25 protein-coding genes are annotated in these 25,016 nt (G+C 68.5%); 13 read left to right on the forward strand and 12 right to left on the reverse strand.

All coding sequences use genetic code 11. The features are described from left to right. Positions 1–294 precede the first annotated feature (294 nt). The 4 genes from AC0KUR_RS02915 (at position 295) to AC0KUR_RS02930 (ending at position 5,786) form a co-directional block, all read left to right on the forward strand. Entirely contained in the window at positions 295–2,613 is a 2,319-nt protein-coding gene (locus AC0KUR_RS02915; RefSeq protein ID WP_473375320.1) for a collagen-like triple helix repeat-containing protein, read from the forward strand. A 134-nt stretch (positions 2,614–2,747) separates the two neighbouring features. Beyond that, positions 2,748–4,031: an isoprenylcysteine carboxylmethyltransferase family protein gene (locus tag AC0KUR_RS02920; protein ID WP_049032935.1), complete on the forward strand. Its 1,284-nt coding sequence runs from the start codon at positions 2,748–2,750 to the stop codon at positions 4,029–4,031. Between the two features lie 457 nt (positions 4,032–4,488). After that, positions 4,489–5,157, forward strand: coding sequence for a histone acetyltransferase (locus AC0KUR_RS02925; RefSeq protein ID WP_226251931.1), 669 nt, complete (start codon positions 4,489–4,491; stop codon positions 5,155–5,157). A gap of 56 nt (positions 5,158–5,213) precedes the next feature. Beyond that, the gene (locus tag AC0KUR_RS02930; RefSeq protein ID WP_124608036.1) at positions 5,214–5,786 is read left to right on the forward strand and encodes an NADPH-dependent FMN reductase; all 573 of its coding nucleotides are present in this window, start codon (positions 5,214–5,216) and stop codon (positions 5,784–5,786) included. 81 nt (positions 5,787–5,867) lie between these two features. Here AC0KUR_RS02930 and AC0KUR_RS02935 read toward each other — a convergent pair whose 3' ends face one another. Continuing rightward, positions 5,868–6,173, reverse strand: coding sequence for a DUF4148 domain-containing protein (locus tag AC0KUR_RS02935; RefSeq protein ID WP_034188275.1), 306 nt, complete (start codon positions 6,171–6,173; stop codon positions 5,868–5,870). A 240-nt stretch (positions 6,174–6,413) separates the two neighbouring features. Between AC0KUR_RS02935 and AC0KUR_RS02940 the strand changes: the two genes are divergently transcribed. Next, positions 6,414–6,917: a DM13 domain-containing protein gene (locus AC0KUR_RS02940; protein WP_124608037.1), complete on the forward strand. Its 504-nt coding sequence runs from the start codon at positions 6,414–6,416 to the stop codon at positions 6,915–6,917. Positions 6,918–6,950: 33 nt separating this feature from the next. Here AC0KUR_RS02940 and AC0KUR_RS02945 read toward each other — a convergent pair whose 3' ends face one another. From AC0KUR_RS02945 to AC0KUR_RS02965, 5 genes are all read right to left on the reverse strand, one after another. After that, a complete protein-coding gene (locus tag AC0KUR_RS02945; protein ID WP_124608038.1) occupies positions 6,951–7,559 on the reverse strand; it encodes a DUF2894 domain-containing protein in 609 nt (202 codons plus the stop codon). Beyond that, positions 7,556–8,200, reverse strand: a complete 645-nt coding sequence (locus AC0KUR_RS02950) for an OmpA family protein (protein ID WP_049032929.1) — start codon at positions 8,198–8,200, stop codon at positions 7,556–7,558. The genes AC0KUR_RS02945 and AC0KUR_RS02950 overlap by 4 nt, the downstream gene beginning before the upstream one ends. Positions 8,201–8,203: 3 nt before the next feature. Next, positions 8,204–11,011 carry a DUF802 domain-containing protein gene (locus AC0KUR_RS02955; RefSeq protein ID WP_473375321.1) on the reverse strand — a complete coding sequence of 936 codons (2,808 nt, stop codon included), beginning with the start codon at positions 11,009–11,011 and terminating at the stop codon, positions 8,204–8,206. 10 nt (positions 11,012–11,021) lie between these two features. After that, entirely contained in the window at positions 11,022–11,819 is a 798-nt protein-coding gene (locus AC0KUR_RS02960; RefSeq protein ID WP_473375322.1) for a DUF3348 domain-containing protein, read from the reverse strand. Positions 11,820–12,123: 304 nt separating this feature from the next. Beyond that, a complete protein-coding gene (locus AC0KUR_RS02965; protein ID WP_049030908.1) occupies positions 12,124–12,762 on the reverse strand; it encodes a LysE family transporter in 639 nt (212 codons plus the stop codon). A 270-nt stretch (positions 12,763–13,032) separates the two neighbouring features. Here AC0KUR_RS02965 and AC0KUR_RS02970 point away from each other — a divergent pair, with 270 nt between their 5' ends. Both AC0KUR_RS02970 and AC0KUR_RS02975 read left to right on the forward strand, forming a co-directional pair. Next, entirely contained in the window at positions 13,033–13,611 is a 579-nt protein-coding gene (locus AC0KUR_RS02970) for a hypothetical protein (protein WP_049030904.1), read from the forward strand. Positions 13,612–13,727: 116 nt separating this feature from the next. Then, complete coding sequence (locus tag AC0KUR_RS02975; protein WP_473375323.1) at positions 13,728–15,107, forward strand: FAD-containing oxidoreductase; 1,380 nt, start codon at positions 13,728–13,730, stop codon at positions 15,105–15,107. Positions 15,108–15,127: 20 nt separating this feature from the next. On the opposite strand, the gene AC0KUR_RS02980 is transcribed toward AC0KUR_RS02975, so the two are convergent. Continuing rightward, positions 15,128–16,021: an SDR family oxidoreductase gene (locus AC0KUR_RS02980; RefSeq protein ID WP_473375324.1), complete on the reverse strand. Its 894-nt coding sequence runs from the start codon at positions 16,019–16,021 to the stop codon at positions 15,128–15,130. A 95-nt stretch (positions 16,022–16,116) separates the two neighbouring features. Here AC0KUR_RS02980 and AC0KUR_RS02985 point away from each other — a divergent pair, with 95 nt between their 5' ends. Next, the gene (locus tag AC0KUR_RS02985; RefSeq protein ID WP_473375325.1) at positions 16,117–16,974 is read left to right on the forward strand and encodes a helix-turn-helix transcriptional regulator; all 858 of its coding nucleotides are present in this window, start codon (positions 16,117–16,119) and stop codon (positions 16,972–16,974) included. A 172-nt stretch (positions 16,975–17,146) separates the two neighbouring features. Here the strand turns inward: AC0KUR_RS02985 and AC0KUR_RS02990 are convergent, their stop codons facing one another. Continuing rightward, positions 17,147–18,037 (reverse strand): LysR substrate-binding domain-containing protein, encoded by an 891-nt coding sequence (locus AC0KUR_RS02990; protein WP_473375326.1) that lies wholly within the window; start codon positions 18,035–18,037, stop codon positions 17,147–17,149. 166 nt (positions 18,038–18,203) lie between these two features. On the opposite strand from AC0KUR_RS02990, the gene AC0KUR_RS02995 reads away from it, so the two are divergent. Genes AC0KUR_RS02995 through AC0KUR_RS03005 form a run of 3 tightly spaced genes read left to right on the forward strand, consistent with a single transcriptional unit; the run spans position 18,204 to position 19,918 of the window. After that, positions 18,204–18,740 carry a sugar ABC transporter gene (locus tag AC0KUR_RS02995; RefSeq protein ID WP_124670879.1) on the forward strand — a complete coding sequence of 179 codons (537 nt, stop codon included), beginning with the start codon at positions 18,204–18,206 and terminating at the stop codon, positions 18,738–18,740. Next, a complete protein-coding gene (locus AC0KUR_RS03000) occupies positions 18,728–19,054 on the forward strand; it encodes a hypothetical protein (RefSeq protein ID WP_034188285.1) in 327 nt (108 codons plus the stop codon). The genes AC0KUR_RS02995 and AC0KUR_RS03000 overlap by 13 nt, the downstream gene beginning before the upstream one ends. Before the next feature lie 18 nt (positions 19,055–19,072). Then, positions 19,073–19,918 (forward strand): MBL fold metallo-hydrolase, encoded by an 846-nt coding sequence (locus tag AC0KUR_RS03005; protein ID WP_034188286.1) that lies wholly within the window; start codon positions 19,073–19,075, stop codon positions 19,916–19,918. Between the two features lie 106 nt (positions 19,919–20,024). Here AC0KUR_RS03005 and AC0KUR_RS03010 read toward each other — a convergent pair whose 3' ends face one another. Next, entirely contained in the window at positions 20,025–20,408 is a 384-nt protein-coding gene (locus AC0KUR_RS03010; RefSeq protein WP_034188287.1) for a hypothetical protein, read from the reverse strand. 315 nt (positions 20,409–20,723) lie between these two features. Between AC0KUR_RS03010 and AC0KUR_RS03015 the strand changes: the two genes are divergently transcribed. Together AC0KUR_RS03015 and AC0KUR_RS03020 are read left to right on the forward strand one after the other, a co-directional pair. Then, a complete protein-coding gene (locus tag AC0KUR_RS03015) occupies positions 20,724–21,245 on the forward strand; it encodes a GNAT family N-acetyltransferase (protein ID WP_301741136.1) in 522 nt (173 codons plus the stop codon). 205 nt (positions 21,246–21,450) lie between these two features. Beyond that, positions 21,451–22,398: a GlxA family transcriptional regulator gene (locus AC0KUR_RS03020; RefSeq protein WP_473375464.1), complete on the forward strand. Its 948-nt coding sequence runs from the start codon at positions 21,451–21,453 to the stop codon at positions 22,396–22,398. Positions 22,399–22,491: 93 nt separating this feature from the next. On the opposite strand, the gene AC0KUR_RS03025 is transcribed toward AC0KUR_RS03020, so the two are convergent. From AC0KUR_RS03025 to AC0KUR_RS03035, 3 genes are all read right to left on the reverse strand, one after another. Then, positions 22,492–22,974 carry a YybH family protein gene (locus AC0KUR_RS03025; protein WP_034188289.1) on the reverse strand — a complete coding sequence of 161 codons (483 nt, stop codon included), beginning with the start codon at positions 22,972–22,974 and terminating at the stop codon, positions 22,492–22,494. 121 nt (positions 22,975–23,095) lie between these two features. Beyond that, positions 23,096–23,950, reverse strand: coding sequence for a DJ-1/PfpI family protein (locus tag AC0KUR_RS03030; RefSeq protein WP_059559583.1), 855 nt, complete (start codon positions 23,948–23,950; stop codon positions 23,096–23,098). A 151-nt stretch (positions 23,951–24,101) separates the two neighbouring features. Then, positions 24,102–24,848 carry an SDR family oxidoreductase gene (locus AC0KUR_RS03035; protein WP_473375327.1) on the reverse strand — a complete coding sequence of 249 codons (747 nt, stop codon included), beginning with the start codon at positions 24,846–24,848 and terminating at the stop codon, positions 24,102–24,104. Positions 24,849–25,016: the final 168 nt, after the last annotated feature.

Below are 25,016 nucleotides of genomic sequence, written 5' to 3' on the forward strand. Positions count from 1 at the left end.
TTCGGGGGCCGGACGCGTTTCGTCAAAGACAGGGCCCTCGGTCGGGCGCCGCCCGCGTGACGCGGTGCCGAACGCTACGTAACATCCCGCCGCGCGTTACGTCTGCTTACGGGAACATCACGACGGACACGGCGGCCCCCCTTGCGTGGCCGATGCGCGAAAACGCCGTTACTCCGTTTAAATCGCGCAGATATTCCCGATTCCTGCAACAAAGCGCGGCACCGTTTCGCGAAAGCTGTCGTGGCTCGGAATTTGCAGAGGAGGCTTGGACACACTTCCAATGTCGAGGCCAACATGCACACACTCTTCAAGAAGACGACGGTAACGATGGCCGTCTCCTCGCTGCTCGCGCTGTACGGCTGCGGTTCGGTCGACGGACCGACGACCCCGCCGACGATCAAGCCCAGCACGTCGGGGACGAGCGGCAGTTCGGGGACGTCGGGGACGTCGGGCGGCGGTAGTTCCGGGACTTCCGGTAGTTCCGGCACGTCGGGTAGCTCGGGGACTTCCGGGACGTCGTCGGGGACTTCGGGTACCTCGGGCACCTCCGGCACCTCGGGCACTTCCGGTACCTCGGGCACTTCCGGTACCTCGGGTACTTCCGGCACGTCGGGCACCTCCGGTACGTCGGGCACTTCCGGCACCTCGGGTACTTCCGGTACCTCGGGTACTTCCGGTACCTCGGGCACCTCCGGTACCTCGGGTACTTCCGGTACGTCGGGCACCTCCGGTACGTCGGGCACTTCTGGCACCTCGGGCACCTCCGGCACGTCGGGTACTTCCGGTACCTCTGGCACCTCGGGCACTTCGGGCACTTCGGGCACCTCGGGCACCTCGGGCACTTCGGGCACCTCGGGCACCTCGGGCACTTCGGGCACTTCGGGCACTTCGGGCACTTCGGGCACTTCGGGCACTTCGGGCACTTCGGGCACTTCGGGCACCTCGGGCACCTCGGGCACCTCGGGCACTTCCGGCACGTCGGGTACTTCCGGCACCTCGGGTACTTCCGGCACCTCGGGTACTTCCGGCACCTCGGGTACTTCCGGCACGTCGGGTACTTCCGGCACCTCGGGCACCTCCGGCACGTCGGGTACTTCCGGCACCTCGGGCACCTCGGGCACCTCGGGCACCTCGGGCACCTCCGGCACCTCGGGCACCTCGGGCACCTCGGGCACCTCCGGCACCTCCGGCACCTCGGGCACGTCGGGTACTTCCGGCACGTCGGGTACTTCCGGCACGTCAGGTACTTCCGGCACCTCCGGCTCCGGCGTCACCCCGCTGGGCAATGTCCTCCAGAAATCCGGCAACCTCGTGACGGCGCTCGGCACGACGGTCGCGACCGGCGGCAGTCAGATCGGCGGCGTGCAGATCCCCGGCACGAACCCGACGACGGCCACCAGTGTCGGCAACGCGGTCACGAGCCTCGGCAACGGCGTGCAGGCACTCGGCAACGGCGTCGCGGCCGGCCTCGGCTCGATCGGCGTGTCGGCGAATCCGCTCGGGCCGACGCTGACGTCGACCACCGGCCTGCTGACCGGCGCCGGCGGCGCGGTCAACAACCTCGGCAACGCGGTGAAGAGCCTCGGCTCGGGCCCGCTGTCGCCGCTGTCGCCCGTGACGACGCTCGTCGGCGATCTCGTCAACACCGTCGGCGGTGCCGTCAACTCGACCGCATCGGGCCTCAACACGGCGCTGAACAGCTCGCCGGTCCAGCAGCTCGAGACCCAGCTCGGCAAGGTGATCAACCCGATCACGAACACGCTGACCGGCGGCGTCACGACGCCGGGCGCCACGCAGACGCTCGGCGGCGTGACGCTGCTCGGCACGCCGCTCAACGGCCTGCTGAGCACGCTCGGCAACGGCCTCGCGCTCGCGGGCTCGAAGGTCGGCGGCGCGACCGACAACCCGGTCGGCGCGGCACTCGGCGGCGTCGTCACGCAGCTCGGCAACACGGTGACGTCGACCGGCGGCCTCGTCCACGACAACAACGCGGGCAGCTCCAGCAGCGGCTCGGGCGGCAGCAACCCGCTCGCCCCGATCACGGGCCTGCTCGGCACGTTGACGGGCGGGCTCGGCGGCGGCAGCTCGAGCGGTTCGGGCGGCACCAGCGGCACGAGCAGCGGCGGCCCGCTCGGCCCCGTCACCGGCCTGCTCGGCTCGCTGACCGGCGCCCTCGGCGGGATCGGTTCGAGCGGCACGGGCGGCACGAGCGGGACCGGCGGCACCAGCGGCACCGGTGGCGCGGGCCTCGGCGGCCTGCTGGCGCCGGTCACGAACCTCGTCAATTCGCTGACCCCGCTCGGCGCGAGCCTCACGGGCACGGTCACGACGCCGGGCGGCAACGTGACGGGCACCCTCGGCGGCCTGCTGTCGAGCGGCCCGGTCGGCACGCTGACGGGTGCGCTGACGACGCCGGCCGGTTCGGCAGGCGCCACCGGCACGGTCAGCCCCGGCGGCGCGGCCGGCACGGTGACGACGCCGGCCGGCAGCGGCTCCGTGGTCGGCGGCCTGACCGGCAGCTCGAACGGGGGTGCCGCGGGCGGTGCCGGCAACCTGCTGTCGCCGGTGACCAACCTGCTCGGCGGTCTGCTGGGCGGCGGCACCAAGAAGTAAGAAGCAAGCGTCGACGTTTCACCCATCAGAACCACAGGCCAATGGCCGGGCGCGCATCGATACCAAGCCCGGCCGACGGCCGGCGTCACCCGCCAAGCGGGGGCGCCGGCCCTCATCCCCACGAGGATCCGATCATGAATTCCACGCTCGACGGCATCGTCGCCGCCCAAGACCGCCCACCGCGCTCCGCCACGCCCTTCCGCGCCGGCCTGCTCGGCATCACGGCGGGACTCTTCGCGCTGTGGATCACGCGCGACCATCCGACGCTCGACGCGGCCACGCGCGGGGTCATCGCCAGCCTCGCGATCATCGGCACGATCGCGCTGCACGAACTCTTCATCTCGCGCGTCTACCTGCGCCCGAGCGCGGGGCTGTCGCGGCAGGCCGTGCGGCCCCTGAGCATCGCGCGCGTCGCGACGCGGCTCGGCGCACTGACGTCGATCTACGCGGGCATCGGCGTGATCTACTGGCTGCTGCCCGAATACCATGGCGCGTTCTACCTGCCGTTCTGGTCGCTGCTGCGCTCGCTCGCGCCGTACGTGATCGTCGCCGCACCGTTCTACTTCGCGTGGATGGACCGTCACCAGCGCGAGACCGACGACGCGTACCTGCTGTGGGGCCGCTTCCTGTTCCGCCGCGAGCAGCCCGCGAGCTGGAAGCCGGTGCGCGAGATGCTCGCCGGCTGGGGCGTGAAGGCATTCTTCCTGCCGCTGATGACCGTCTACCTGTCGAAGGACGCCGATCACCTGAGCGCGTCGCTCGCGAACGCGATGCACGCGCCGATGACGATCGCGACCTTCGTGTTCATGTACGACCTGTCGTTCACGATGGACCTGATGTTCGGCACGGTCGGCTACCTGTGCACGTTCCGCATCCTCGACAGCCACGTGCGCACCGTCGAGCCGACGACGCTCGGCTGGGTGGCCGCGCTGATCTGCTACCAGCCGTTCTGGTCGCTGATCTCGAACAACTACATCCGCTACGAAGGCTCGGTGTTCTGGGACAACTGGCTGCTGTCGGCGCCGACGCTGCGCGTGATCTGGGGCACGGTGATCATCCTGCTGCTGCTGACCTACGCGCTGTGCACGATTTCGTTCGGGCTGCGTTTCTCGAATCTCACCAACCGCGGGATCATCACGTCGGGCCCGTACCGCTTCACCAAGCATCCGGCGTACATCACGAAGAACCTGTCGTACTGGATGGTGTCGGTGCCGTTCGTCGAACCGCTCGGCTGGCAGGTCGGGCTCATGCACTGCGCCGGGCTCGTCGCGGTCAACCTGATCTACTACACGCGCGCGAAGACGGAAGAGCGCCACCTGATGCGCGACCCCGACTATCGCGCGTATGCCGAATGGATCGCGCAGCATGGGTTGTTCGCGCGGGTACGGCAGGCGTTCGGGGGGCGGCAGGTGGCGTGATGCATCGATCGGCTACCGGGCGGCGACGCCCGGCAGCCTGCGGCCCATTGTCGCGAAACAACGTCTTTCTCCGCTTTTCCTCGCCTTTTTCCGCCCGTCCGATTGCCCGCCTCCGGCACCTCGCGTATGGTGCTGGCCGTCCGCGCACGATCCGTCGCCCGGACACCCGACCGTCGTCCCGCACGACGGCCGTGCGGGCCGTGCCCGCCGCTCACCGTCTCCGCGATGCCGCCCGCCGGCGCCGCGCATTCATGAGGAAAGAGGCGTGATCCACAAAGTCCTGATCCTGTTCGCACTCTGCATCGCGGGCCTCGCCGCGATCGCCGCCGGTTTCCAGCACATCCCCAGCTGATTCGCGGCCCCGGCTCGCTCCGCCGAGCCCGGGGGCCGCACCCGCTCCTGTTCCCTTTTGCGATGAACCCCTTTCTCGAACCGCCCGGGACGGGCGACCTTTGCCATGCGTATCGACGTACAGCATTCCCAGCACGACATCGACGACGAACTCGACACACTCCATGAGCGCCTCCACCAGCCGGGCCATCGCCTGCACGGCCTGCCGGCCGTTGCGCTCGGCCGCTCGGGCCTGATCGTCCGCCACCGCGAAGCGGACGGCGAATACTTCCTGTATGTCGAGGATCCGGCCGCGCGCCAGCTCGCCGGCTACACGGTATTCAACCGTCTTCCGGAAATCCCCCGCCGCGCCGATCGCTACCTGCGCGCGCCGCACACACGGCTGCGCGGCTCGGCGCAACGCAACGGCCTCGCGACGACGCTGTACCGCTGGGGGCTCGACGCGGGCCTGTGCCTGATCAGCGGCGCGCGCCAGTCGGTCGGCGCCGCGCGGCTGTGGACGGCGCTCGCGCAGGATTACCGTCACGGCTTCGTCGATGTCGAGGGCCGCGCGCTGCGCTATCTCGGCGAAGCCGTCGCCGACGAGGTGCACGGCGCACTGCATACACGCCGGCTGCTGCTCGGCAACGGATGGACGATGACGGAATTCGCCCGGGCGGCCGGGATGAGCGACGCGGAACCGGATCGGCATGATCCCGCGGCGAATTTCAACGCCGCGCCGCGGGCTGCGCGCGTCGGCAACGCATGCCACGCCACCCGCACGCCGATGCGATAATCGGTCCGGCCCGCTCAACGCGGCCGCACACCGCGCGCCAACCGACACGCCCCTCGATGACCACCGATCCCCGAACCGACACCGACCGTCCCATCGACATCGTTGCGCTGTGCGGCAGCCTCCGCGCGCAGTCGTACAACGCCGCGCTGCTCGATGCGGCCGCACTCGTCGCGCCGCGCGGCATGCGTATCGCGCGCTTCGATCGGCTCGGCGAATTCCCGTTGTTCAATCCCGATGCCGAATCTCCGTCGCCCGCCGCCGTGCGCGACCTGATCGATCGCCTGAACGCGGCCGACGGCGTGCTGATCGCAAGCCCGGAATACGCGCACGGCATCACCGGCGTCATGAAGAACGCGCTGGACTGGATCGTGGGATGCGAGGCGGTCGTGTACAAACCGGTCGCGGTGTTGAATGCGTCGCCGCGCGCGACGCATGCGGACGCGGCGCTGCGCGAAACGCTGTCGGTGATGTCCGCACGCATCGTCGAGCGCGCGTCGATCGCGCTGCCGATCCTCGGCGGCCAGCTCGATGCGGCGGGCATCGCCGCGCATCCACCGTTCGCGGCGGCACTGGCCGAAGCGCTGCACGCACTCGGCACCGCGATTTCGGAAGGCGAGTCAACGCACTGACACCGCGCATTCGGTGAAATTCACCGTAGTCCGAAACAATTGGACGTTGCGCCCGTCGACGGACGCAACGTCCGGCCCGGATCATCGTCCCCGATAGATCGGCCGGTCGGCGGTGATCGAGCCCGATTCACTCGTTGCCGTTTCCGCCATCCCGTATCCGCTGGTATCGGCCGTCGACGCACCGGTCGAGCCGATCTTCGTCAACGCTTCAGCCAGCCGTGCCGGGTAATGCGGATCTTCGCCGGTCTGGCGGTATCCGGCCGCGTGCAGTGCGGCCAGTTCGGCGGTAACCCCGGCACGCGTCACGGTGGATTCCGGCGCGGCCCATGCGGAAACGGAAGCGGCTGCGGCAACCGTCGCAAGAACATACAGAGCAAGCTTGTTCATTTGAACTCTCCTTGGCATCGACGATGTTGTCGACGGAGAGTGAGTCGCTCCACGCGGGCAAAGATGACACACGCCGACGGAAAAAATGGTTCGCCGTGTCGCGACACGGCCGTCACGCGGCTTGCCCGACCGAATCGGCGTGTTCAACGGAAAACCGGCCCGCTGTCAGATTTCACCGGCTCGCGCGACTACAGGGACGTGGCCGTGCGCCACCCTCTGTTCACGCTCAAAGGGTCCGATATGAAAACCGGAATCGGAATACTGATCGCGTCGCATCTCGCGACGGGCCTCGTGGCATTCGCCGCGGGCATCTACGTGCTGCCGATCCTGACGGCATCGGAAGGCGCGAGCGCCGTCGAACTGCAAGTGGCCGCGGAAAACGCACGCCATACCGGCCGCTTCGAACGCGGCCTGCCGGGCAGCGATGCGCTGCACTGGGCGGACGGCAAGCTAACGGTCACCGATACGTCGATCGCGTTCGAAGGCGACATCGCACCGGGGCCCGACTATAAGATCTATCTCGTGCCGGAATTCGTCGATACCAAGGCATCGTTCCTCGCGATCAAGGCGCGTGCCGCGCGCGTGGGCGACCTGAGGACATTCGGCAATTTCGTCGTGCCGCTGCCCGACGACGTGAATCCGGCGCAATACACGTCCGTCGTGATCTGGTGCGAACGCTTTTCGAAATTCATCAGCGCAGCGCGGTATCAACACGCGACGGCCTCGGGCCGGCTGTCGATGTAACCGCCCCCCGCCGCGGCGGTGCGCGCCAGTGCGCTAGCGGCTCTTGCTCCGCGTGGCCTTCTTCACCGCCTTCGCGCGCGGCGCTTCCTTCTCGGGTTGCGCGCCGCCGCCGGCGAGATCCTCGAGCCACGCGAGCGCATCGACGTACGACAGGAACTGCTGCAGGTATTCCGGCGACAATTCGCGCATCGTTGCCAGCGACCGGTGCACGAGACTGTTCGAATTGAGCGGCCCCGCGTTGCGCGGCACCTGGTCGAGCGACTGGCGGTATTGCTGCTCCGTGCGGACTTTCGACCACATCGTGCGGAAGTAGTCGACCAGTTCGGGATCGAGCCCGCGCCGGTCGGCCTGCGCATCGCGCGCGAACCGGTCGACGAGCGCCGCGAGCGCGCCACGCCGGGGCGCAACCCGTGCCGCGTCATCCGTGGCGCGCGTTTCCTCCGCCCGCGCGACGACTGCCGCATAGCCTTCGATCAACGCCGCCAGCCGCGCGTCGAGCAATGCACGCGCGTTTCCGCCGAGCGCGGCCGCACGCCGTTCGAGCGCGTCGATCCGGTGGAAGCGGACGGGATCGAGCCGGTCGGCGCCCTGCTCGCGCCATGCGTCGAGCGTCGCGCGGACGTGCGTCGCGTCGTCTGTCACTTCGCCTTCCCTCCGTTCGATGCCGATTTGCGCGGCACCGGCGCGATCTCCACGCGGCGGTTCTTCGCGCGGCCTTCATCGTCCGCATTCGAGCTGACCGGCTGCTCCGAGCCGAATGCGGCGGCAAACACCGACGATGCCGGCACGCCGGCGTCGATCAGCGCACGCGTGACCGTCAACGCGCGCTTGGCCGACAGTTCCCAGTTGTCCGCGAACAGGCGGTTGCCGGCGTGCACCTGCTGATCGTCCGCGAAGCCGCTGATCATCAGGATCTCGTCGCGCGTCTTCAGGTACGCGGCCAGCGGTGCGGCCAGCGACTTCAGCAGGTCGCGGCCCGCCGGCTGCAACTGGTCGGAATTCAGCGCGAACAGCACGCTGCCGCTGATGCCGATGCGCCCGTTCACGAGCGTCACGCGGCCGGCCGCGAGCGGCCCGGCGAGCGCCTGTTCGAGCGACTTGCGCTGCTGCGCCTCGAGCTGGCGCGCCCGCACGGCTTCCTCGAGCTTCGACGTCAACTGAAGCTGCATGCCGATCACGCCGACGAGGATCAGCACGAACGCGCCGAGCAGCACCGACATCAGGTCGGCGAACGCGGGCCAAACCGGCGCCGATTGCGCGCCGCCGTCGATTTCGTCGTGCATGCGTTACGCTCCGACGGGCGCGCGCCGGCCGGCGAGCTGCTGCAGGTCTTCGACGATCTGCTTCTGCGACATCATGCTCAGGTCGATCACCTCACGCGCCTGCGCGACGTAGTACTCGAGCTGCTCGTCGCTACGCGCGAGCGACTTCTCGAGCGCGGCCTCGATGCGCTGCAGGTGGGTCAGCAGCTTGTCGTTCGATTCGCCGAACACCTGCACGGCCATCCCGAACGCATCGCCGAGGCTCGCCACCTCGACGGCGCCGGCCGTGACCTGCGCGGCCACCGAGTCGAGCTTGCGCGTTTCGGCATCGACGGTATCGTTGAAGCGTGCGCCGACGCGATCGAGCAGGTCGGCCGACGTGCTGACGAGCGCGTCGATCGCGGCGCGCTGTTCGGTCGATGCGTGGTTGACCGCGCCGAGCAGCGTTTCGAGCGTCGCGAGCAGGCGGCTGCGCTCCTCGAGCGTCGCGGTATCGCGCACCATGCTGTCGGACAGGCGCTGGCGCAGCTCGGCGACGACGTCGGCCGCGGCCTTCGGCGCCTCCGACGCGGCCTGCACGAGGCGCGCGATCTCGTTGATCGTGTCGCTCGCGTGCACCTGTGCCTGCGCGGTGATGTCGTTCGCGGTGCGGGCCAGCGTGTCGCAGATGTCCTGCTGGCGCGTCGCGGCTTGCGCGCTCGTCTGCGCCCATTCGTCGCGCAGTGCCGCCGCCATCGCGGCGAGCGAATCGTTCCAGGCGGACAGGCGGGCTTCGTCGCGTGCGGCGAGCTGCGATTGCAGACCGGCGTGCGACTCACGGATCGTCGTCAGCAAGTCGTTCGAACGCTGTTCGAACGTCGACGCCTGCGTGGCGAGCTCACGCGTCGTTTGCGCGAGCGCGTCGCAGATTTCCTGCTGGCGGCCGGCGCTGTGCACGCCCGCACGCTGCCAATCGTCGCCGAGCTTTGCGGCCATCGCGGCCAGCGAGTCGTTCCAGGTCGACAGACGCTCTTCGTCGCGTGCGGACAGTTGCGATTGAAGGCCCGTGTGCGACTCGCGGATCGTCGTCAGCAAATCGTTCGAGCGTTGTTCGAACGTCGACGCCTGTGCGGTGAGGTCACGCGTCGTTTGCGCGAGTGCATCGCAGATTTCCTGCTGGCGGCCGGCGCTGTGCACACCCGCACGCTGCCATTCGTCGCCAAGCTTCGCGGCCATCGCGACCAGCGAGTCGTTCCACGCCGACAGACGCTCTTCGTCGCGCGCAGCCAGTTGCGATTGAAGGCCCGTGTGCGACTCGCGGATCGTCGTCAGCAAGTCGTTCGAGCGTTGTTCGAACGTCGACGCCTGCGTGGCGAGCTCACGCGTCGTTTGTGCGAGCGCGTCGCAGATTTCCTGCTGGCGGCCGGCGCTGTGCACGCTCGCACGTTGCCATTCGTCGCCGAGCTTCGCGGCCATCGCGGCCAGCGAATCGTTCCACGCCGACAGACGTTCTTCGTCGCGTGCGGCCAGTTGCGATTGCAGCCCGGCGTGCGACTCGCGCATCGCGGCGAGCGCCGCGCCCGAATGGCGCTCGAACGTCGCGGCGGCTTCGCCCAGCGCACGCGCATGCTGGCCGGCCAGCGTCTCGCCGACCTGCTCCTGGCGCGCCAGCGCATCGCGCCACGCATCCGACAGACGGCTTTCGGTCGATTCGAGGCGCGTCGCGACGCTGTCGAGCAGGTCCGACGAGCGCTGCGCGAAGGTATCGGTGAACTGGCCGAGCGTCGTCTGCAACTGACGCGCGACGGCGTCGCCCGCCTGACGTTGTTCGTCGATCGCGCGGTTCCAGACGGCCGTCACGTTGCCGGTGGTCTTCTCGAAGCCGTCCGTCAATCCGTCAAGCTGACGCTGCACGGCGCCCGTCACGGTGTCGCGCAACGCGGCCATCTCCTGCGCGAGCCCCGTCATCGTCGCGGCGACGACCGGCTGCAACGCGGCGCCGGCCACGCGTGCGCTTTCGGCGGCGCTTTCCTTCAGCGCGTCGCCGACGTTCGATGCAAGGCCCGCATACGCGCGCTCGGTCCGGTCGAAAAATGCCTGCTGGCTTTCGAGCTGGCGATCGTGCAGCGCGACGCTGCGCGCTTCGAGCGTCGTCATCATCGTTTGCAGCCGGTCGACCAGCGCCGGCATCACGTCGGCCTGGCGCTGCAGCAGCCGGAACGATTCGTCGCGCTGATGCGCGGACGAATGCACGCGCAGCGTCGTCGCGATCTTCGCGTCGAGCTGCTGGGCCGCGTCGATCCGCTCACGGCGCACGAGCGCGGACAGCAAGCCGAGCATCGCCGAGGTCGCGACGCCGGCGATCGACGTGCCGAATGCGAACCCGAGGCCCTTCACCGGCGCGATCAGCGATGCGCGGATCGCGTCGAGATCGGTCGCGCTTTCGAGCGCGGCGCCCGTGCCCTTCAGCGTGACGACCATGCCGAGCAACGTGCCGAGCATGCCGAGCAGCACGAGCAGGCCGACGAGGTACGGCGTGAGCGCCGGGCCCGGCAGCGCGACGCGCGCGCCTTCGACACGCGCACGCACCGCGCCGCGCAGTCCCGGGTGCAGCGTGTCGAGCCACGTGTCGAGCTTCGCGGGCGGCTCGGCCAGGCCGGCCACCGCGCGCGACAGCGTGGCGGTCGCCTGGCGGTAGCGCAGCAGTTCCCAGGCGCCGGCGACGTAGCACGCGCCGATCAGCAGCGTGACGGCCGACGCCAGCGGGTTCGACGCGACATAGCCGGCACCGATCCAGCCCACAGCGAGCAGACCGGCGACGAAGACAACGAGATCAAGGCGAATTCTGGACATAGCGTGTTGATTAGCAGGTGCGAAGGGCCGCGAGCAGCCCGTCTACCGTTTGAAACCGGACTTCGAGTTCGGCGAGCAGGATGCTTTGCATCTCGTCGCGAAACGTATCGAGCCATGTGCCGGGCACGATCGCCGCGACGGCCGTGGTGCCGGCCGCCGCGCCGTCATCGGCCGATCCGGCCGGGTCGGCGGCAGCAGCAGCAGCAGCAGCAGCAGCAGCAGCGGATTCGGCGTCGGCCAGCGCCTGCCGTTCCGCGTCGCGCAACCGCGCGAAACGCGTGCCGAGCAGCGCGGGCACAGCCGACAGCAGGCTGCGCTCGCGCGCGCCGAGCACGCGCTCCATGATCGTGTCGAGCGTCGCGAGCCGCGCCATCCCGGACGAGCGCGCGGCGAGCGCGACCCGCAGGCGGCCGCGCAACTGGCCGATCGCGGTCTCCATATCCTGTTGCAGCGTCAGGTAACGCTGGCGGAAGTCCGCGAAATCGGCCGTATCGGCGGCCGGCGGCGGCAGGTCGCCGGGCCGGCGCCGCGCACGCGGCCGGTGGGTGGCCGTGATCGCCTGCGCGAGGTCGTGGCGCACGCGCGCGCAGTCGCGTTCCGCATCGTAGCCGCGCACGCCGGCCGCGACGCCCGGCGGGCTCGCGTTCAGCGCGGACGACAGCGTGATCGCGTCGGTCCAGCCGAGCCATTGGCTCAGCCGGTCGGACAACGTCTGCCGGGATTCCGCGACGTCGGCATCGGCCAGGCGCGCGAGCAGCCGGACGAGCGTCGGACCGCTCAGCGCCGGGCGCGGAGGTGCTTGCACCATGCTGCAAACCGTCAAAAAAGGCAGCAGTTTACACGCCGCCGGGAGGTCGACCGTCAGAATCGGGGAGGCGGCGCCCGTCGGCGCGCCGCGCGGCACGCGCGAACGCCCGCCACGCAAGGCTCGGCGGGCGGCGGAGGGCTCCGGGAGGCAAGTCGGCGGCGGCCCGGCGCGCGGCCGCGTCACGAGAAAAGGCAGGCGTTTCCGGCGACCCGATGCGCATGCGCGCGCCGGCCCCGGCGGTTCGCTCCGGCGGCCCGGCCGACGCATGGCCGGCCGCCGTGCGATGCGGATCGCGAATGAAAGGTCAGATCCCTGCTTTCGGCGCGTTCAGGATCAGCCGCAGCCCGAGCAGCGCGATCGCGCCGGCCGCGATGCGGTCGATCCACTTCTTCGCGCGCAGGTAGAGCTCGCGCGGCCGGCGCGTCGAGAAGCACAGCGCGACGAGCGTGTACCAGCCGAATTCGACGGCGAACACGAGCGGCGGCAGCGCGAGATAGCACCACAGCGGCGGATGCTGCGGGAGCAGCGCCGCGAAGATGCTGCCGTACCAGATTGCCGTCTTCGGGTTGCTGAGCTGGGTCGTCAGGCCCGTCAGGAACGACTTGCGCGCGCTGCCGCCGGCCAGCGCCTGCGGATCGTCCATCGCGATCGGCCGGTCGGCGCCGCGCCAGATCTTCGACGCCATGTAAATCAGGTACGCGCCGCCCGCGACCTTGAGGCCCACGTACAGCCATTCGACGGCCTGCAGCAGCGTGTAGAGCCCGGCCAGCGCGACGCCGCCGAACACGATGCCGCCGATACCCATGCCGAGCGCGGTGGCCAGCCCGTCGCGACGCGACAGCCCGATCGAATTGCGGGCCACCAGCACGAAACTCGGGCCCGGAATCATCGCACCGAGAAACAACGCGGCCAGGATGGCGAGTACGGCCGCCGATGCAGTCATCGAAGTCTCCTTGTTCAACGACGCCGTTTCGCCGGCGCCGGCGTGTCGTTTCCGACGGTCGAGCCGCCGATTCTGGCACGCTTCGCGCATGATCGAAAGCGGCTGCACGCTGCTATGCTGGCCCTCTTTACCGTCATCCCGCCCCGCCGCCATGATCGAGATCCGCGCTCCCCGTTGCGTTCAATTCGATGCCGGGCACCGAATTTCCCTAGCGCGCGCAGCAACCGCGCGACCGGTAACCCTTTCCGCCTTTTGATCCGACCTCCCGCCATGCGTGCTCTCCGCCTCGCTACCCTGATGCTCCCGCTGCTCGCGGGCCTGCCGGCCGCCGCCCGCGCCGCCGATGTGCCGAAGTCGATCGCCGCGCAACTGCCGCCCGGCTACCAGCCGCTGCTCGCGCAAGCCGGGCCGGATCTCGACCACGGGCGGCACAGCGTGCTCGTCGTCGTGCATCGCGCGGTCGATACGCGCGAACAGCCGTCGCCGCGCCCGCTGCTGATCTACGAGGAGCAGGCCGACCACACCTACCGGCTCGCCGCGCGCAACGACGTGGTCGTGCTGCGCGCGAACGACGGCGGCCAGTGCGACCCGTTCGATCCCGAAGACGCCGCCGACAACGGCTTGTCGGTGAAGGGCCGCTATTTCACCGTGCAGAACTTCGTCGCGTGCGGGCAGCACTGGACCGACTACATCACGTTCCGCTACGACCCCCGTACGCGCGGCTGGCTGTTCTCGAACCAGATCGTCACCGAATCGTTCCCGCTCGACGACCAGCCCGACCGCGTCACCGTCACGCGCGCCGACACGCACCGGCCGGTGTCGTTCGGCCAGTGGAAGCGCAAGGACTGACGCGGGCGCACGCCAACAGGACTACCATAGGCGCTCGCCGTCGCGCGACCGTGCGCCGGCATCGCACGCGGCTCGCCCGCACGCGTTACCTCGTCGCACCCGCACAGGAGGACGTCATGACGCAACACTTCGACGCGATCGTCATCGGCACCGGCCAGGCCGGCCCGCCGCTCGCCGCGCGGCTGTCGGCCGCCGGCATGAAGGTCGCGATCATCGAGCGCGGCCGCTTCGGCGGCACCTGCGTGAACACCGGCTGCATCCCGACCAAGACGCTGATCGCGAGCGCGTACGCCGCGCAGCTCGCACGGCGCGCCGGCGAATACGGCGTGTCGGTGGGCGGCCCCGTCACCGTCGACATGAAAGCCGTGAAGGCGCGCAAGGACCAGATCTCCGGCCGCTCGAACCACGGCGTCGAGCAATGGGTGCGCGGTCTCGAGAACACCACGGTGTTTCAGGGTCACGCCCGCTTCGAGCGCGCCGACGCCGTGCGCGTGGGCGACGAACTGCTCGAGGCCGGGCGCATCTTCATCAACGTCGGCGGCCGCGCGCAGGTGCCCGCGATGCCGGGCCTCGACTCGGTGCCGTACCTGACCAATTCGACGATGATGGATGTCGACTTCCTGCCCGAGCATCTGGTGATCGTCGGCGGCAGCTACGTCGGGCTCGAATTCGGCCAGATGTATCGCCGCTTCGGATCGCAGGTCACGATCATCGAGAAAGGACCGCGGCTGATTCGCCGCGAGGACGAAGACGTGTCGCAGGCCGTGCGCGAGATTCTCGAGAACGAAGGGATCGACGTGCAGCTCGACGCGAACTGCCTGAGCGCGCGACGCGATGGCGAAGGCATCGTGGTCGGCCTCGATTGTTCGGGCGGCGGCCGCGAAGTCGCGGGCTCGCACCTGCTGCTCGCGGTCGGGCGCGTGCCGAACACCGACGATCTCGGGCTCGACCGCGCGGGCGTCGGCACCGATGCGCGCGGCTACATCGCCGTCGACGAGCAACTGCGCACGAACGTGCCGGGCATCTGGGCGCTCGGCGACTGCAACGGTCGCGGCGCGTTCACGCACACCGCGTACAACGACTACGAGATCGTCGCGGCGAACCTGCTCGACGACGATCCGCGCAAGGTGTCCGACCGCATCACGGCCTACGCGATGTACATCGACCCGCCGCTCGGCCGCGTCGGCATGACGCTCGCGGAAGCGAAACAGACGGGCCGCCGGCTGCTGGTCGGCACGCGCCCGATGACGCGCGTCGGCCGTGCAGTCGAGAAAGGCGAAAGCCAGGGCTTCATGAAGGTGATCGTCGACGCGGACAGCCATGCGATCCTCGGCGCCTCGATCCTCGGCGTGACCGGCGACGAAGTCGTGCACGGCATGCTCGACGTGATGGCCGCCGGCGCGCCGTACACGACGATCAGCCGCGCGATGCATATCCATCCGACCGTGTCGGAACTCGTGCCGACGCTGCTGCAGGACCTGCATCCGGTCGAATGACACGCGGCGCGCGGGGCTTATCAGCTTTCGAAATACCGCGGCCGGTCGATATCGGCCAGCAGCCCCGGCTGCGCGGGTACCCAGTCGAGCGATGCGCGCGTGCGCTCGCTGGTTGCCGGCGCATCCATTCCGGCAAACATCGCGAACCAGCCGAAGTGCTCGGCGGCCTCGGCCGGCGACTTCGCGACGACCGGCACGTTCAGCCGGCGGCCGATTACCTCGGCGATTGCCCGGAACGGCACGCCCGTATCGTCGACCGCGTGATAACGCGCGCCGGCCGCGCCGCGTTCGACCGCGAGCCGGTACACGCGCGCCGCGTCGAGCCGGTGCACGGCCGGCCAGCGGTTCGCGCCGTCGCCGATGAACGCCGACTCGCCCTTCTCCCGCGCAAACGCGATCAGGCGCGGCACGAACGCGTGATCGCCGTCGCCGTGCACGGACGGCGGCAGGCGCACGACCGACGCATGCACGCCGCGCACCTCCAGCGCGACCGCGGTCGCTTCGGACGCACGCGGATAGGTCGCCGACACCGGCACGGGCGGATCGTCCTCGGTCGCCGCGCGGCCGGGCGCGACGAGCGCGAGCCCCGACGTGACGACCAGCGGCCGCGCCGAGCCCGCGAGCACCGCGCCAATCGTCTCGATCGCGCGGCGGTCGAGTTCGCAGTTCTGTGCGAAGCGCGAGAAGTCGTGATTGAATCCCGTGTGGATCACCGCGTCGGCGCGTTCGGCGCCGCGCGTCAGGCTGTCGAGATCCTCGAGCGATCCGCGATGCACGTCGGCGCCCGCGGCCGCCACCGCCGCGGCCGCCGCATCGGACCGCGCGAGGCCGAGCACCGAATGCCCGGCGGCAACCAGTTCGGCGACGACGGCCGAGCCGACGAACCCCGACGCTCCAGTAACAAAGACACGCATGTTCAGCACCTCCGGATGGAATGGAGGCTTACTATCTGTCGAACGCCGCACACGGTGAAGTCGTGACGGTTTACCGGTAAACGAACTAACAGGATATGGCTGACGCCCCCGACAACCTGCTCGGCGCGTACCTGCGGGACCGCCGCGAGAAACTCGACCCGGCCGCGCTCGGGCTGCCGGCCACGCGCCGCCGCACGCCGGGCCTGCGGCGCGAGGAGGTCGCGCAGCGCGCGCACGTGAGCGCCGCGTGGTACACGTGGCTCGAACAGGGGCGCGGCGGCGCGCCGTCGGCCGACGTGCTCGACCGGCTCGCCCGCGCGCTGATGCTGAACGAAGCCGAACGCGAGCACCTGTTCCTGATCGGCGTCGGCCATCCGCCCGAAGTGCGTTATCACGCGCCGGCCAGCATGACGCCGCGCCTGCAGCACGTGCTCGATTCGCTCGACGCGAGCCCCGCGATCGTGCGCTCGGCGACGTGGGACGTCGTCGCGTGGAACGACGCGGCGGCCGCGACGCTGACCGACTACGCGACGCTGCCGTCCGCCGCGCGCAACATCCTGCGGCTGATCTTCGTCGACGCGGGCGTACGCCACGCCCAGCCGAACTGGGAGCGCGTCGCGCGGTTCGCGGTCGGCGCGTTTCGCGCGGACGTCGCGCGCAGCGGTGCGACGCAGGCCGTGCAGGCGTTCGTCGACGAGATGCGCGCGACGAGCGCCGAATTCGACGCGATGTGGCGCGACCACGATATCCATACGCACGACGAAAGCACGAAGGAGATCCGCCACCCGCAGGCCGGCCGGATCGCGCTCGAATATTCGGCGTTCTCGGTGACCGGCCGCCCCGACCTGAGTCTCGTGATCTTCACGCCCGTGACGCCGGCCGACCGCGCGCGCATCCGGGAACTCGTCGCCGCCCGCGAACGGGCGCGTGCGCTGCCGGTGTCCGCGGCATGACGGCAAGCGGCAAGCAGCCGCCTCCTCTTCAGTCCGCGTCGAATCACCGCGATCCGCACTGATTCCCGGACGAATATTTGATTTTCTCCTCCCGCGGATCGCACCGGATACCGCTCGACGTTCGATCACGGAAACGGCGCGACATGCCCGAGCGCACGCGCGACGCGCGGCTTCAACGCGCGCCGCCGGCCTCCTCCAGCATCCATGCCGCGAACGCCCGTACCGGCCCTTCGCTCAATTCGAGCGGCTCCGGCAGCACGAGGCAGAAGGTCTTGGTCACCGCCTTCCCGTCCGGCCAGGGCGCGACCAGGCGGCCCTGCTCGAGCTCCGCCGCGATGTAAAGGCGCGGCACCAAGGCCACCCCCAGGCCGGCCAGCGCCGCCTCGATCAGCATCGAATGGAGATCGTACCGCGGGCCGATCGCCGAATTGCTCAGCGCGATGCCTGACGCTTCCGCATATGTCTGCCACGCATCGGGATTCTGCCGCCGGTGAAGGCGCGGCAGCGCATCCAGCGACGCGCGCTTTCCCGCGCCCTTCAGGAGCGCCGGGCTGCAGACCGGCACCAGCACTTCCTCCAGCAGAGGATGCAGATGCATGCCGGCCCATGCCGGATGCGCGAAATGAATGGCGGCGTCGAAACCGCTGCCCGCGAGCAGGAACGGGTCCATCCGCTCGGCGATATGCACGGTGATGTTCGGGTGCCGCTCCTGAAACCGCTTCAGCCGGGGAATCAGCCAGCGCGTGGCGAAGGTCGGGATCGCGGCGACATCGATACTCGCACCCTCGACGGGCTGCCCCATCAGATACAGGCTGTCCCGTTCCAGCCGGTCCAGGATCTCGCGCACCTGCGCCGCGTATCGCGTGCCGTTCGGCGCCAGCTTCACCCGGTTTCCCACGCGCTCGAACAACGTCACGCCCAGAAACGCCTCCAGCCGGCCGATCTGGCGGCTGATCGCGCCTTCGGTGCGGGCCAGTTCGTCGGCCGCGCGGGCGAAGCTCCCGTGCCGGGCCGCCGCCTCGAAAGCCAGGAGCGCGGAATTGCTGGGAATCTTGCGTCGCATGGGGATCTCGCCGATGGGAGGGATTCGATGCCAGCTTGAGCAAACATCACTGAAGGCTGATTTTTTGTCGTTATTTACCGCGCAAACATCAGCTTAGCATTACGTCACCGCACTGAACACCGCGTGTTCACCGCACGATACCCCCTCCGTGACGAAGGACGATCCGATGATCTACACCGTGGAATGCAGCTTCGCCGACCGCGACAGCGAAGCCGAATGGAACGACTTTTACAGCCTCGAAAAGCTGCCGGCCCTCATCTCGGTAACGGGGTTTCACTCGTCGCAGCGCTTCAAGGCGATCGGCGACGGTTGCCCCGTCTACCTGGCCGTCCACACGATCGACGGTCTCGACGTGCTGACCGGGGACGAATATCGCCGGAAAGGCGGCGGCAATTTCGCGCGATGGCAGCAGCACATCACCGACTGGCACCGCAATCTGTACAGCGATATCGGTGTCGCACCCGCCGTCGCCGCCGACGAGCTGCTCGTGCTGGGCGAGCGCGGCCCCGAGCCGCTGATCCGCATGGGACTGGCGCCGCTGGCCATGCAGGCCGTCGCGCTGGAGCAGTGTCCGGCGCGCCGCTGGCTCGCCGTCGTGCCGCGGCGCGACGCCGCGCCGGCCGGGTACGCCGCGGCCGGCCTTCATCTTTACGCACCGATCACCGCGCAGCTGACCCACGCAGGCGAACCATGCCGAACGTGACGCTCCATATTCAGGCGGAACGCCTGCCGTCCGACGATGACCTCGCCGCGCTGTCCGGCGACTGCGTCGCGCTTTGCACGGATGTTCTCCACGCGAAACTCGAAAACGTTCACGTGATCTTCATCGCGGTTCGGCACGGATACGGGCATCCCGCATACGCGGAAATCCAGTATCGCGTCGACGCGTTTCGCCAACCCGCGATCATGAACCGGTTCATGGAAGCGCTCGATCACGCGATCGTTCGCCGTACCGGCCTGTCGGCGCGCATCCGCTGTTTCGGCCATGCCGCACCGAATATTCATGCACGAAACTAGCTTGCCTGGAGCAGCCTTGTGTCCACCGTTACCTTTCCCTTTCAGCAAGTCGGCGACTTCGCGGTCACGGCGATCAGCGACGGCTACCTGACCGCCAGCCTCGATTTCCTGTCGAATATCGACACGGCCGAGGCGTCCCGGATGCAGCGCGACGCCGGGCAGCAGGAACCGTCGGCCATTCACATCAACTGCTACGTGATACGCGGCGCGGGCCGCACGATCCTCGTCGACGCCGGGGCCGGCGGCATCCGGCAATGGGGCGGTCGCCTGATTCCCAACCTGTTGCTGGCCGGCATCGACCCGGCCGCGATCGACACGATCCTGCTCACGCACGCGCATCCCGACCATGTCGGCGGACTGATGAATGCCGCCGGCCACGTGACCTTCCCGCAGGCGGAGCTGGTTGTACATCGGCGCGAAGTCGGCTTCTGGCAGGACGACGCCAATCTGAGCCGTGCCAGCGAGCGGGCCCGCGGCAACTTCCTGATCGCGCGTCAGGTATTCGACGGCTATCGCGACAGGCTGCGTATGTTCGATGAAGGCGAAGTGCTGCCCGGCATCCGCGCGATGCCGCTACCGGGGCATACGGACGGGCACACGGGATACGTCGTCGAATCCGGCGATCGGGGCCTGCTCGTGTGGGGGGATATCGTGCATTTCCCGCACATCCAGATCAGGCGGCCCGACGTGTCGATCGCCTTCGATCAGGACGCGACCGAGGCCGCCACCACACGATCGCGGCTGCTGGACCGGGTCAGCGCGGAGGGGTTGCTGATCGCCGGCATGCATTTGGGAGAAGCGGGGTTCGCACGCGTCACGCGAACGAAAGGGGGATACGGCCTGCTTGACGAGACCGATGCGTGAGATCGCGAACGGAGACGGTCACATCCGGCGCGCGGATCCGCGGTCATGACGCCCGCCGCGATCCGCGCGTGGCGCGGTGCCGCGCCATTCGGCGCGCGGCCGGACACTAGGCCGCGCGTTGCAACAGATCCGCCGCGAACGACTGCGCATGCGCGACGGCTTCCTGCGGGTCGCCGAACACGCCGAGCTGATCCCAGTGCTCTTCGGCCGCGAATGTGCCCTTCACCGCGAGCGCGCGCTGGACGCTCAATTGCGCCGCATACGTGCCGTCGTCCAGCGGCCGGGCCGTCGCGACGACCTTGTGCGGCGGGCTCGCCCGCTCAGGCTGAACCAGCTCGGCGTGGCCCACCACCGTGCCGATATCCATCAACTCGTTCCTGGCCTTGCAGTCCGGGCAGTAGAAACACCACCCCGCGTCCTCCTGACGGGCCTTGACCTGCCCGCGCGCCAGCACGGCACGACATTCAACGTTTTCGCAGATGAACGGCATCGCAGCGTCTCCGAAGTTGTTTGACGGAAATCCTAGCATGTCCGTCGGCGGTCAACCATCGGCATGTTTGCCGCGCCGCTCGGGCACGCGCCAGCGTCTTTCGCGTTGCCGCGCCGCGCGTCGGCGGCGTGTTGAAGCGGCGCGCGTACTTGCGCCTGGACCGGGACGGTTTTCGTACCCGACACCGAATCCCGCCGCCGCATCGTCGGAGAATCGCTCGCCGAGCACGGCCGCATCGACGTCGTCGTCAACAACGCGGGCCCGATGCCGCTCGCGATACACTGTCCGCCCGACCACCGAAGCGAGAAACTTCCGATGTTGATCCGCGTTGCGACACTGGCCGATGCAGCCGCGCTTGCCGACCTGAAGCGCGAGACGTTTCGCGAAACCTTTCTGCAGGACGGTTTCGGCATCGACTATCCGCCGGACGACCTTGCCGCGTACGAGGCGCGCAGCTACTCGATCGAAACGATCAGCGCGCAACTCGTCGACCCGCAATGCCGCACGTGGGTGGCCGAAAACGACGACGGCACGCTGGTCGGCTACGCACATGCGGGGCCGTGCAAACTCCCGCATCCGGAAGTCGCGGACGGTTCGGGCGAGATACATCAAATCTACCTTCGCCGCGGTATCCAGGGCACCGGCGCCGGACGCGCGCTGTTCGACGCCGCGCTGCACTATCTCGCCGAGACGCGGCCCGGCCCGGTATGGCTGGGCGTGTGGTCCGGCAACGCGAAGGCCATCGCGTTCTACGAGAAGGCGGGTTTCCGGCAGGTCGGCACGTACCATTTCCAGGTCGGTGAATCGACCGACCTCGAATACATCTACCGCCGCTGACCAGCGCCCTCGCATGACAACCGCGCCCCGCCCGCAAACGGCGGGGCGCTTCGCGTTTCGCGTAAACGTTTCGTCGCACCTTGCCGGCTGCGCGGCCATCGATGGCGCTGTCAACGACGTATTTCCCTCGTTTCGGGCCGAACGGCACGATTTGAGGGTTCTCGGTAAAATACGCCTCTCCGCGTTTCCGAGTTTCCGCGCTGTCATGCATCGAATTGGATTCTTCATTTGCCATGGCTACGATGCACTCGACCTTGGCGGCCCGTTGTCGGCCTTCAATCAGGTGGCCACGGCGGCCGGCCATACGCCGTACGACCTTCATGTGATCTCGCCATCGGGCGGCCCGATTCCCGGCAATACGGGCCTTGCGATCGACACGAAACCGATCGGCAGGCGCACGTTCGACACCGTCGTGTTCGTGGGCGGCGACATCGCGCCGATGCAGACATCGGACAATATCGCCGCCGCCAGAAAACTGGCCGCCAGGACACCGCGGGTCGCCAGCGTGTGCACGGGCGCGTTTCTGCTCGCGGAAACCGGCTCGCTGGACGGCTTGAGGGCCGCGACGCACTGGCGATACGCCGCGCTGATGCAGTCGCGCTTCCCTCGCATCAAGGTCGACGGCGACAGCATCTATGTCGTGGACGGCCGCGTCTGGACGTCGGCGGGCATCGCCTCCGGCATCGACCTGGCGCTCGGCATCATTGAAAAGGACATGGGTGCGGAGATTGCACGCGCGGTCTCCAGGCTGCTGGTCGTTCCGTATCGACGACCCGGCGGGCAATCCCAGTTCTCCGCGATGTCGCAGATGGAACCGGAATCGGATCGCATCCGCATCGCGCTGAATTTCGCGCGGGAACATCTGGCGGAAGCATTGCCTGTCGAACGGCTGGCCGAGGCCGCGCGATTGAGCTTGCGGCAGTTCGGCCGCGCCTTTCGCCGGGAAACCGGCGAAACGCCCGCGAAGGCGGTCGAGCGCTTGCGCGTCGAAGCCGCGCGGCTGCGCCTCCAGGGAGGCAGCGAACCGATCGAACAGATTGCGCTGGCGGTGGGATTCACCGATCCCGAACGGATGCGGCGGGCCTTCATCAAACTGCATGGGCACCCGCCGCAAGCGATTCGACGCGAGAGCCGGTCGAACGCAGCACGCTGATCGACCGCCTGGCCGCTCAGCGCGCTACGGGTTCGACGTCACTTCAACCGGCTGGTGGCGCATCGGTACGCGACGCGCCCTGTCGCCGGACCTTCAATGGCCGTCGGTCTTGACGGGCGCGTAATCGCTCCACATGTCGCGATGCAGCTTCCACGCGCCGCCCTGCTTCAGAAAGACGAGCGTCTGCTTCGCGCGAATCTTGAGCTTGCCGTCGTGGTCGCGCACCTCCGCATCCGACACTTCCGTCACGGCCCGATCGCTACCGTAAAACTCGTAGTTGCTGAACGAGACGGTGCCGGGTTTCGATCCGGCATACCCGTTCAAGAAATATTCGACGATCGCGCGGCGCCCCGTGACCTTGTCGCCGCCGGGCGGCAGGAGCGCGCCGTCGTCGGTATAGAGGCGGCCGATCGCTTCATAGTCCCCTCGCGCGAAGGCGTCGGCCCAGCGCGCGTTTTCGGCCTTGATGGCCGCTTCGGGCAGACGTTGCGAACCGCCGGCAACAGCCGGCGCCGTGAATGCGAAAAGGGATACGCACGCTGCAAGCGCGGCTGTACAAAAACGAATTCGTTGCATCGAGTGATTTCCGGTTTGGGCTTGAATTGAAGCGGTTGCCCGATTGGGCGGTGGCGCAGGCAGCGTCGCCTGCGCCTTCATTGACGCCGGCGAATGGCATCGCAAACATGGGCCGAGGCGTTCAACGAACGCCGGGGATGCGTGCGAGCCCCCTGGATGCGCCGGGCAGTTCCTTGTCGACCATCGCGATCACTTCCGGTCGCGCGTCCCTCGGATGACCGGAGTGGAACGGCGGAGCGGGATCGTATTCGATCACGAGCTGCGTGAATTCGGCGGCCCGTTGGCCGCGCAGCTTCGCGGCCACGCGCAGCGCGAAGTCGATGCCCGCCGTCACGCCGCCGCCGCTCATGAAGCGGCCGTCGTCGTCTTCGACGAAGCGCTCGGGAACGGGAATGGCGCCGTACTCGGCCAGCTTGTTGACGAACGCCCAATGACACGCGCTGCGCTTGCCGTTGAGCACGCCCGTCGCGGCAAGCACGAGCGATCCGTTGCAGACCGACGTCACGTGTTTCGCGCCTTGCGCCAGACGCCGGATCTGCGCCTGGTACGCCGGGCGCATCGGCGCGCTCAAATCGGACCCGCCGGGAACCAGAATCACGTCGGTCTTCTCGATATCGGCCAGCCGCTCGGTATTGCCGTACACGACGCCGAATTCGAGCGTCACGTTGCCGCCGTCGAGGCTCGCGTAGCGCACGTTCGTATTCGGCAGCCGGTGGAAAATCTCGCTCGGGCCCGCGAAATCGAGAAGCGTCCCTCCGTCGTAATTGACGATCAGGATATTGAGCGGCTCGTTCGGCGCGAGTACGCCGTCGCCGCCGGCCTGCGCGAGCGCGGGCGTGGCGTGTCCGAACAACGCCCCGCCGCCCAGCGCGGCGCCGAGCGCGGCGGCGCCACCCAGCCTGAGCGCATCGCGGCGCGAACGGCCGGCACGCGTGAGTTGATTGACGGACGCCTCGTTATCGCTACTGTCGGTCAAGATGATTTCTCCTTGCACTACGGCCCCCTGCGAGCGCACCCAGGACGGGCCGGATTGAACAACCGCCACGACGCAAGACGTGGCGGGCGTGAGATCGGATGGTGAATGCGCCGCGATGACGTGTCGGGCTCCGGCATCGCGCGCCGCGGCCTTAAAGCTGCGACGCACCGCCATCGACGACCAGTTCGGTGCCAACGACGTAGGACGATTCGTCGCTGGCCAGATAGAGCGCCGCGTAAGCGATGTCCTCGGCCTTGCCCATGCGGCCGACCGGAATCGCTTCGGCGAACTCGGCCTTGCGGTCGCGCACCCATTCGTCGGGCATGCCCCATTTGGAGAGCAGCGGCGTGTCGATCGCACCGGGCGCGATCGCGTTGAAGCGGATCTTCCGGTCGAGAAACTCGTAGGACCAGCTGCGGGCAAGCGAGCGCACGGCGGCCTTCGCGGCCGCGGTCAACGAGATGCCATGCTTGCCGGTCTGCGCGACGAACGAAGTATTGAGGATGACGGACGATCCTTCCCGCAAGTGCGGCAGCACCGCCTGAAGCGTGAACACCACGCCCTTGACGTTGATGTCCATGATCTGGTCGTAGAGCGTGTCGTCGATGTCGTTGACCGCGGACGGAAACGCCCAGCCGGCATTGGCGAACACGATATCCAGGCCGTCGAACCTTTCCTTGACGTCGGCAGCGATCGCCCGCATGTCGTCGAGCGAACGGACGTCGCCCTTGAGGACGATCGCCTGCTCGCCGAGCTCGGTCTTCACGCGTTCAAACACGCTATCGTCGCGGCCGGTCACCGCCACGCGGGCGCCTTGCGCAACGAACAGCTTCGCGGTGGCGAGACCGATGCCGCTGGTTCCGCCCGTGATCAACGCCGTCTTGTTCTTGAGCCTCATCTTCCGTTCCTTTTCATGTCGTGATTGATCGGGCCGAAAGCGCGAAACGCCATCGCGTTCGTGCGCGGTTCCCGGCTTGACCTTCCACTGCAGTATGGAACGCGACGCCCATGGCGCAAAGGTCGTATAACCCTCGAAAAACGCCACTCGATCGGAACGGGCGACGGA

This window comes from Burkholderia sp. YHN3-13 (genome assembly GCF_055810675.1).

Bases quoted from the DNA above. Each gene is read 5' to 3' on its own strand.
- AC0KUR_RS03035 (WP_473375327.1), bottom strand. From the start codon at position 24,848: ATGAGGCTCAAGAACAAGACGGCGTTGATCACGGGCGGAACCAGCGGC.
- AC0KUR_RS02935 (WP_034188275.1), bottom strand. From the start codon at position 6,173: ATGAACAAGCTTGCTCTGTATGTTCTTGCGACGGTTGCCGCAGCCGCT.
- AC0KUR_RS02965 (WP_049030908.1), bottom strand. From the start codon at position 12,762: ATGACTGCATCGGCGGCCGTACTCGCCATCCTGGCCGCGTTGTTTCTC.
- AC0KUR_RS02980 (WP_473375324.1), bottom strand. From the start codon at position 16,021: ATGCGTGTCTTTGTTACTGGAGCGTCGGGGTTCGTCGGCTCGGCCGTC.
- AC0KUR_RS03010 (WP_034188287.1), bottom strand. From the start codon at position 20,408: ATGCCGTTCATCTGCGAAAACGTTGAATGTCGTGCCGTGCTGGCGCGC.
- AC0KUR_RS03000 (WP_034188285.1), top strand. From the start codon at position 18,728: ATGCCGAACGTGACGCTCCATATTCAGGCGGAACGCCTGCCGTCCGAC.
- AC0KUR_RS02985 (WP_473375325.1), top strand. From the start codon at position 16,117: ATGGCTGACGCCCCCGACAACCTGCTCGGCGCGTACCTGCGGGACCGC.
- AC0KUR_RS02915 (WP_473375320.1), top strand. From the start codon at position 295: ATGCACACACTCTTCAAGAAGACGACGGTAACGATGGCCGTCTCCTCG.
- AC0KUR_RS03020 (WP_473375464.1), top strand. From the start codon at position 21,451: ATGCATCGAATTGGATTCTTCATTTGCCATGGCTACGATGCACTCGAC.
- AC0KUR_RS02970 (WP_049030904.1), top strand. From the start codon at position 13,033: ATGCGTGCTCTCCGCCTCGCTACCCTGATGCTCCCGCTGCTCGCGGGC.
- AC0KUR_RS02925 (WP_226251931.1), top strand. From the start codon at position 4,489: ATGCGTATCGACGTACAGCATTCCCAGCACGACATCGACGACGAACTC.
- AC0KUR_RS02940 (WP_124608037.1), top strand. From the start codon at position 6,414: ATGAAAACCGGAATCGGAATACTGATCGCGTCGCATCTCGCGACGGGC.
- AC0KUR_RS02920 (WP_049032935.1), top strand. From the start codon at position 2,748: ATGAATTCCACGCTCGACGGCATCGTCGCCGCCCAAGACCGCCCACCG.
- AC0KUR_RS02990 (WP_473375326.1), bottom strand. From the start codon at position 18,037: ATGCGACGCAAGATTCCCAGCAATTCCGCGCTCCTGGCTTTCGAGGCG.
- AC0KUR_RS02955 (WP_473375321.1), bottom strand. From the start codon at position 11,011: ATGTCCAGAATTCGCCTTGATCTCGTTGTCTTCGTCGCCGGTCTGCTC.
- AC0KUR_RS03025 (WP_034188289.1), bottom strand. From the start codon at position 22,974: ATGCAACGAATTCGTTTTTGTACAGCCGCGCTTGCAGCGTGCGTATCC.
- AC0KUR_RS02930 (WP_124608036.1), top strand. From the start codon at position 5,214: ATGACCACCGATCCCCGAACCGACACCGACCGTCCCATCGACATCGTT.
- AC0KUR_RS02995 (WP_124670879.1), top strand. From the start codon at position 18,204: ATGATCTACACCGTGGAATGCAGCTTCGCCGACCGCGACAGCGAAGCC.
- AC0KUR_RS02950 (WP_049032929.1), bottom strand. From the start codon at position 8,200: ATGCACGACGAAATCGACGGCGGCGCGCAATCGGCGCCGGTTTGGCCC.
- AC0KUR_RS03015 (WP_301741136.1), top strand. From the start codon at position 20,724: ATGTTGATCCGCGTTGCGACACTGGCCGATGCAGCCGCGCTTGCCGAC.
- AC0KUR_RS02975 (WP_473375323.1), top strand. From the start codon at position 13,728: ATGACGCAACACTTCGACGCGATCGTCATCGGCACCGGCCAGGCCGGC.
- AC0KUR_RS02960 (WP_473375322.1), bottom strand. From the start codon at position 11,819: ATGGTGCAAGCACCTCCGCGCCCGGCGCTGAGCGGTCCGACGCTCGTC.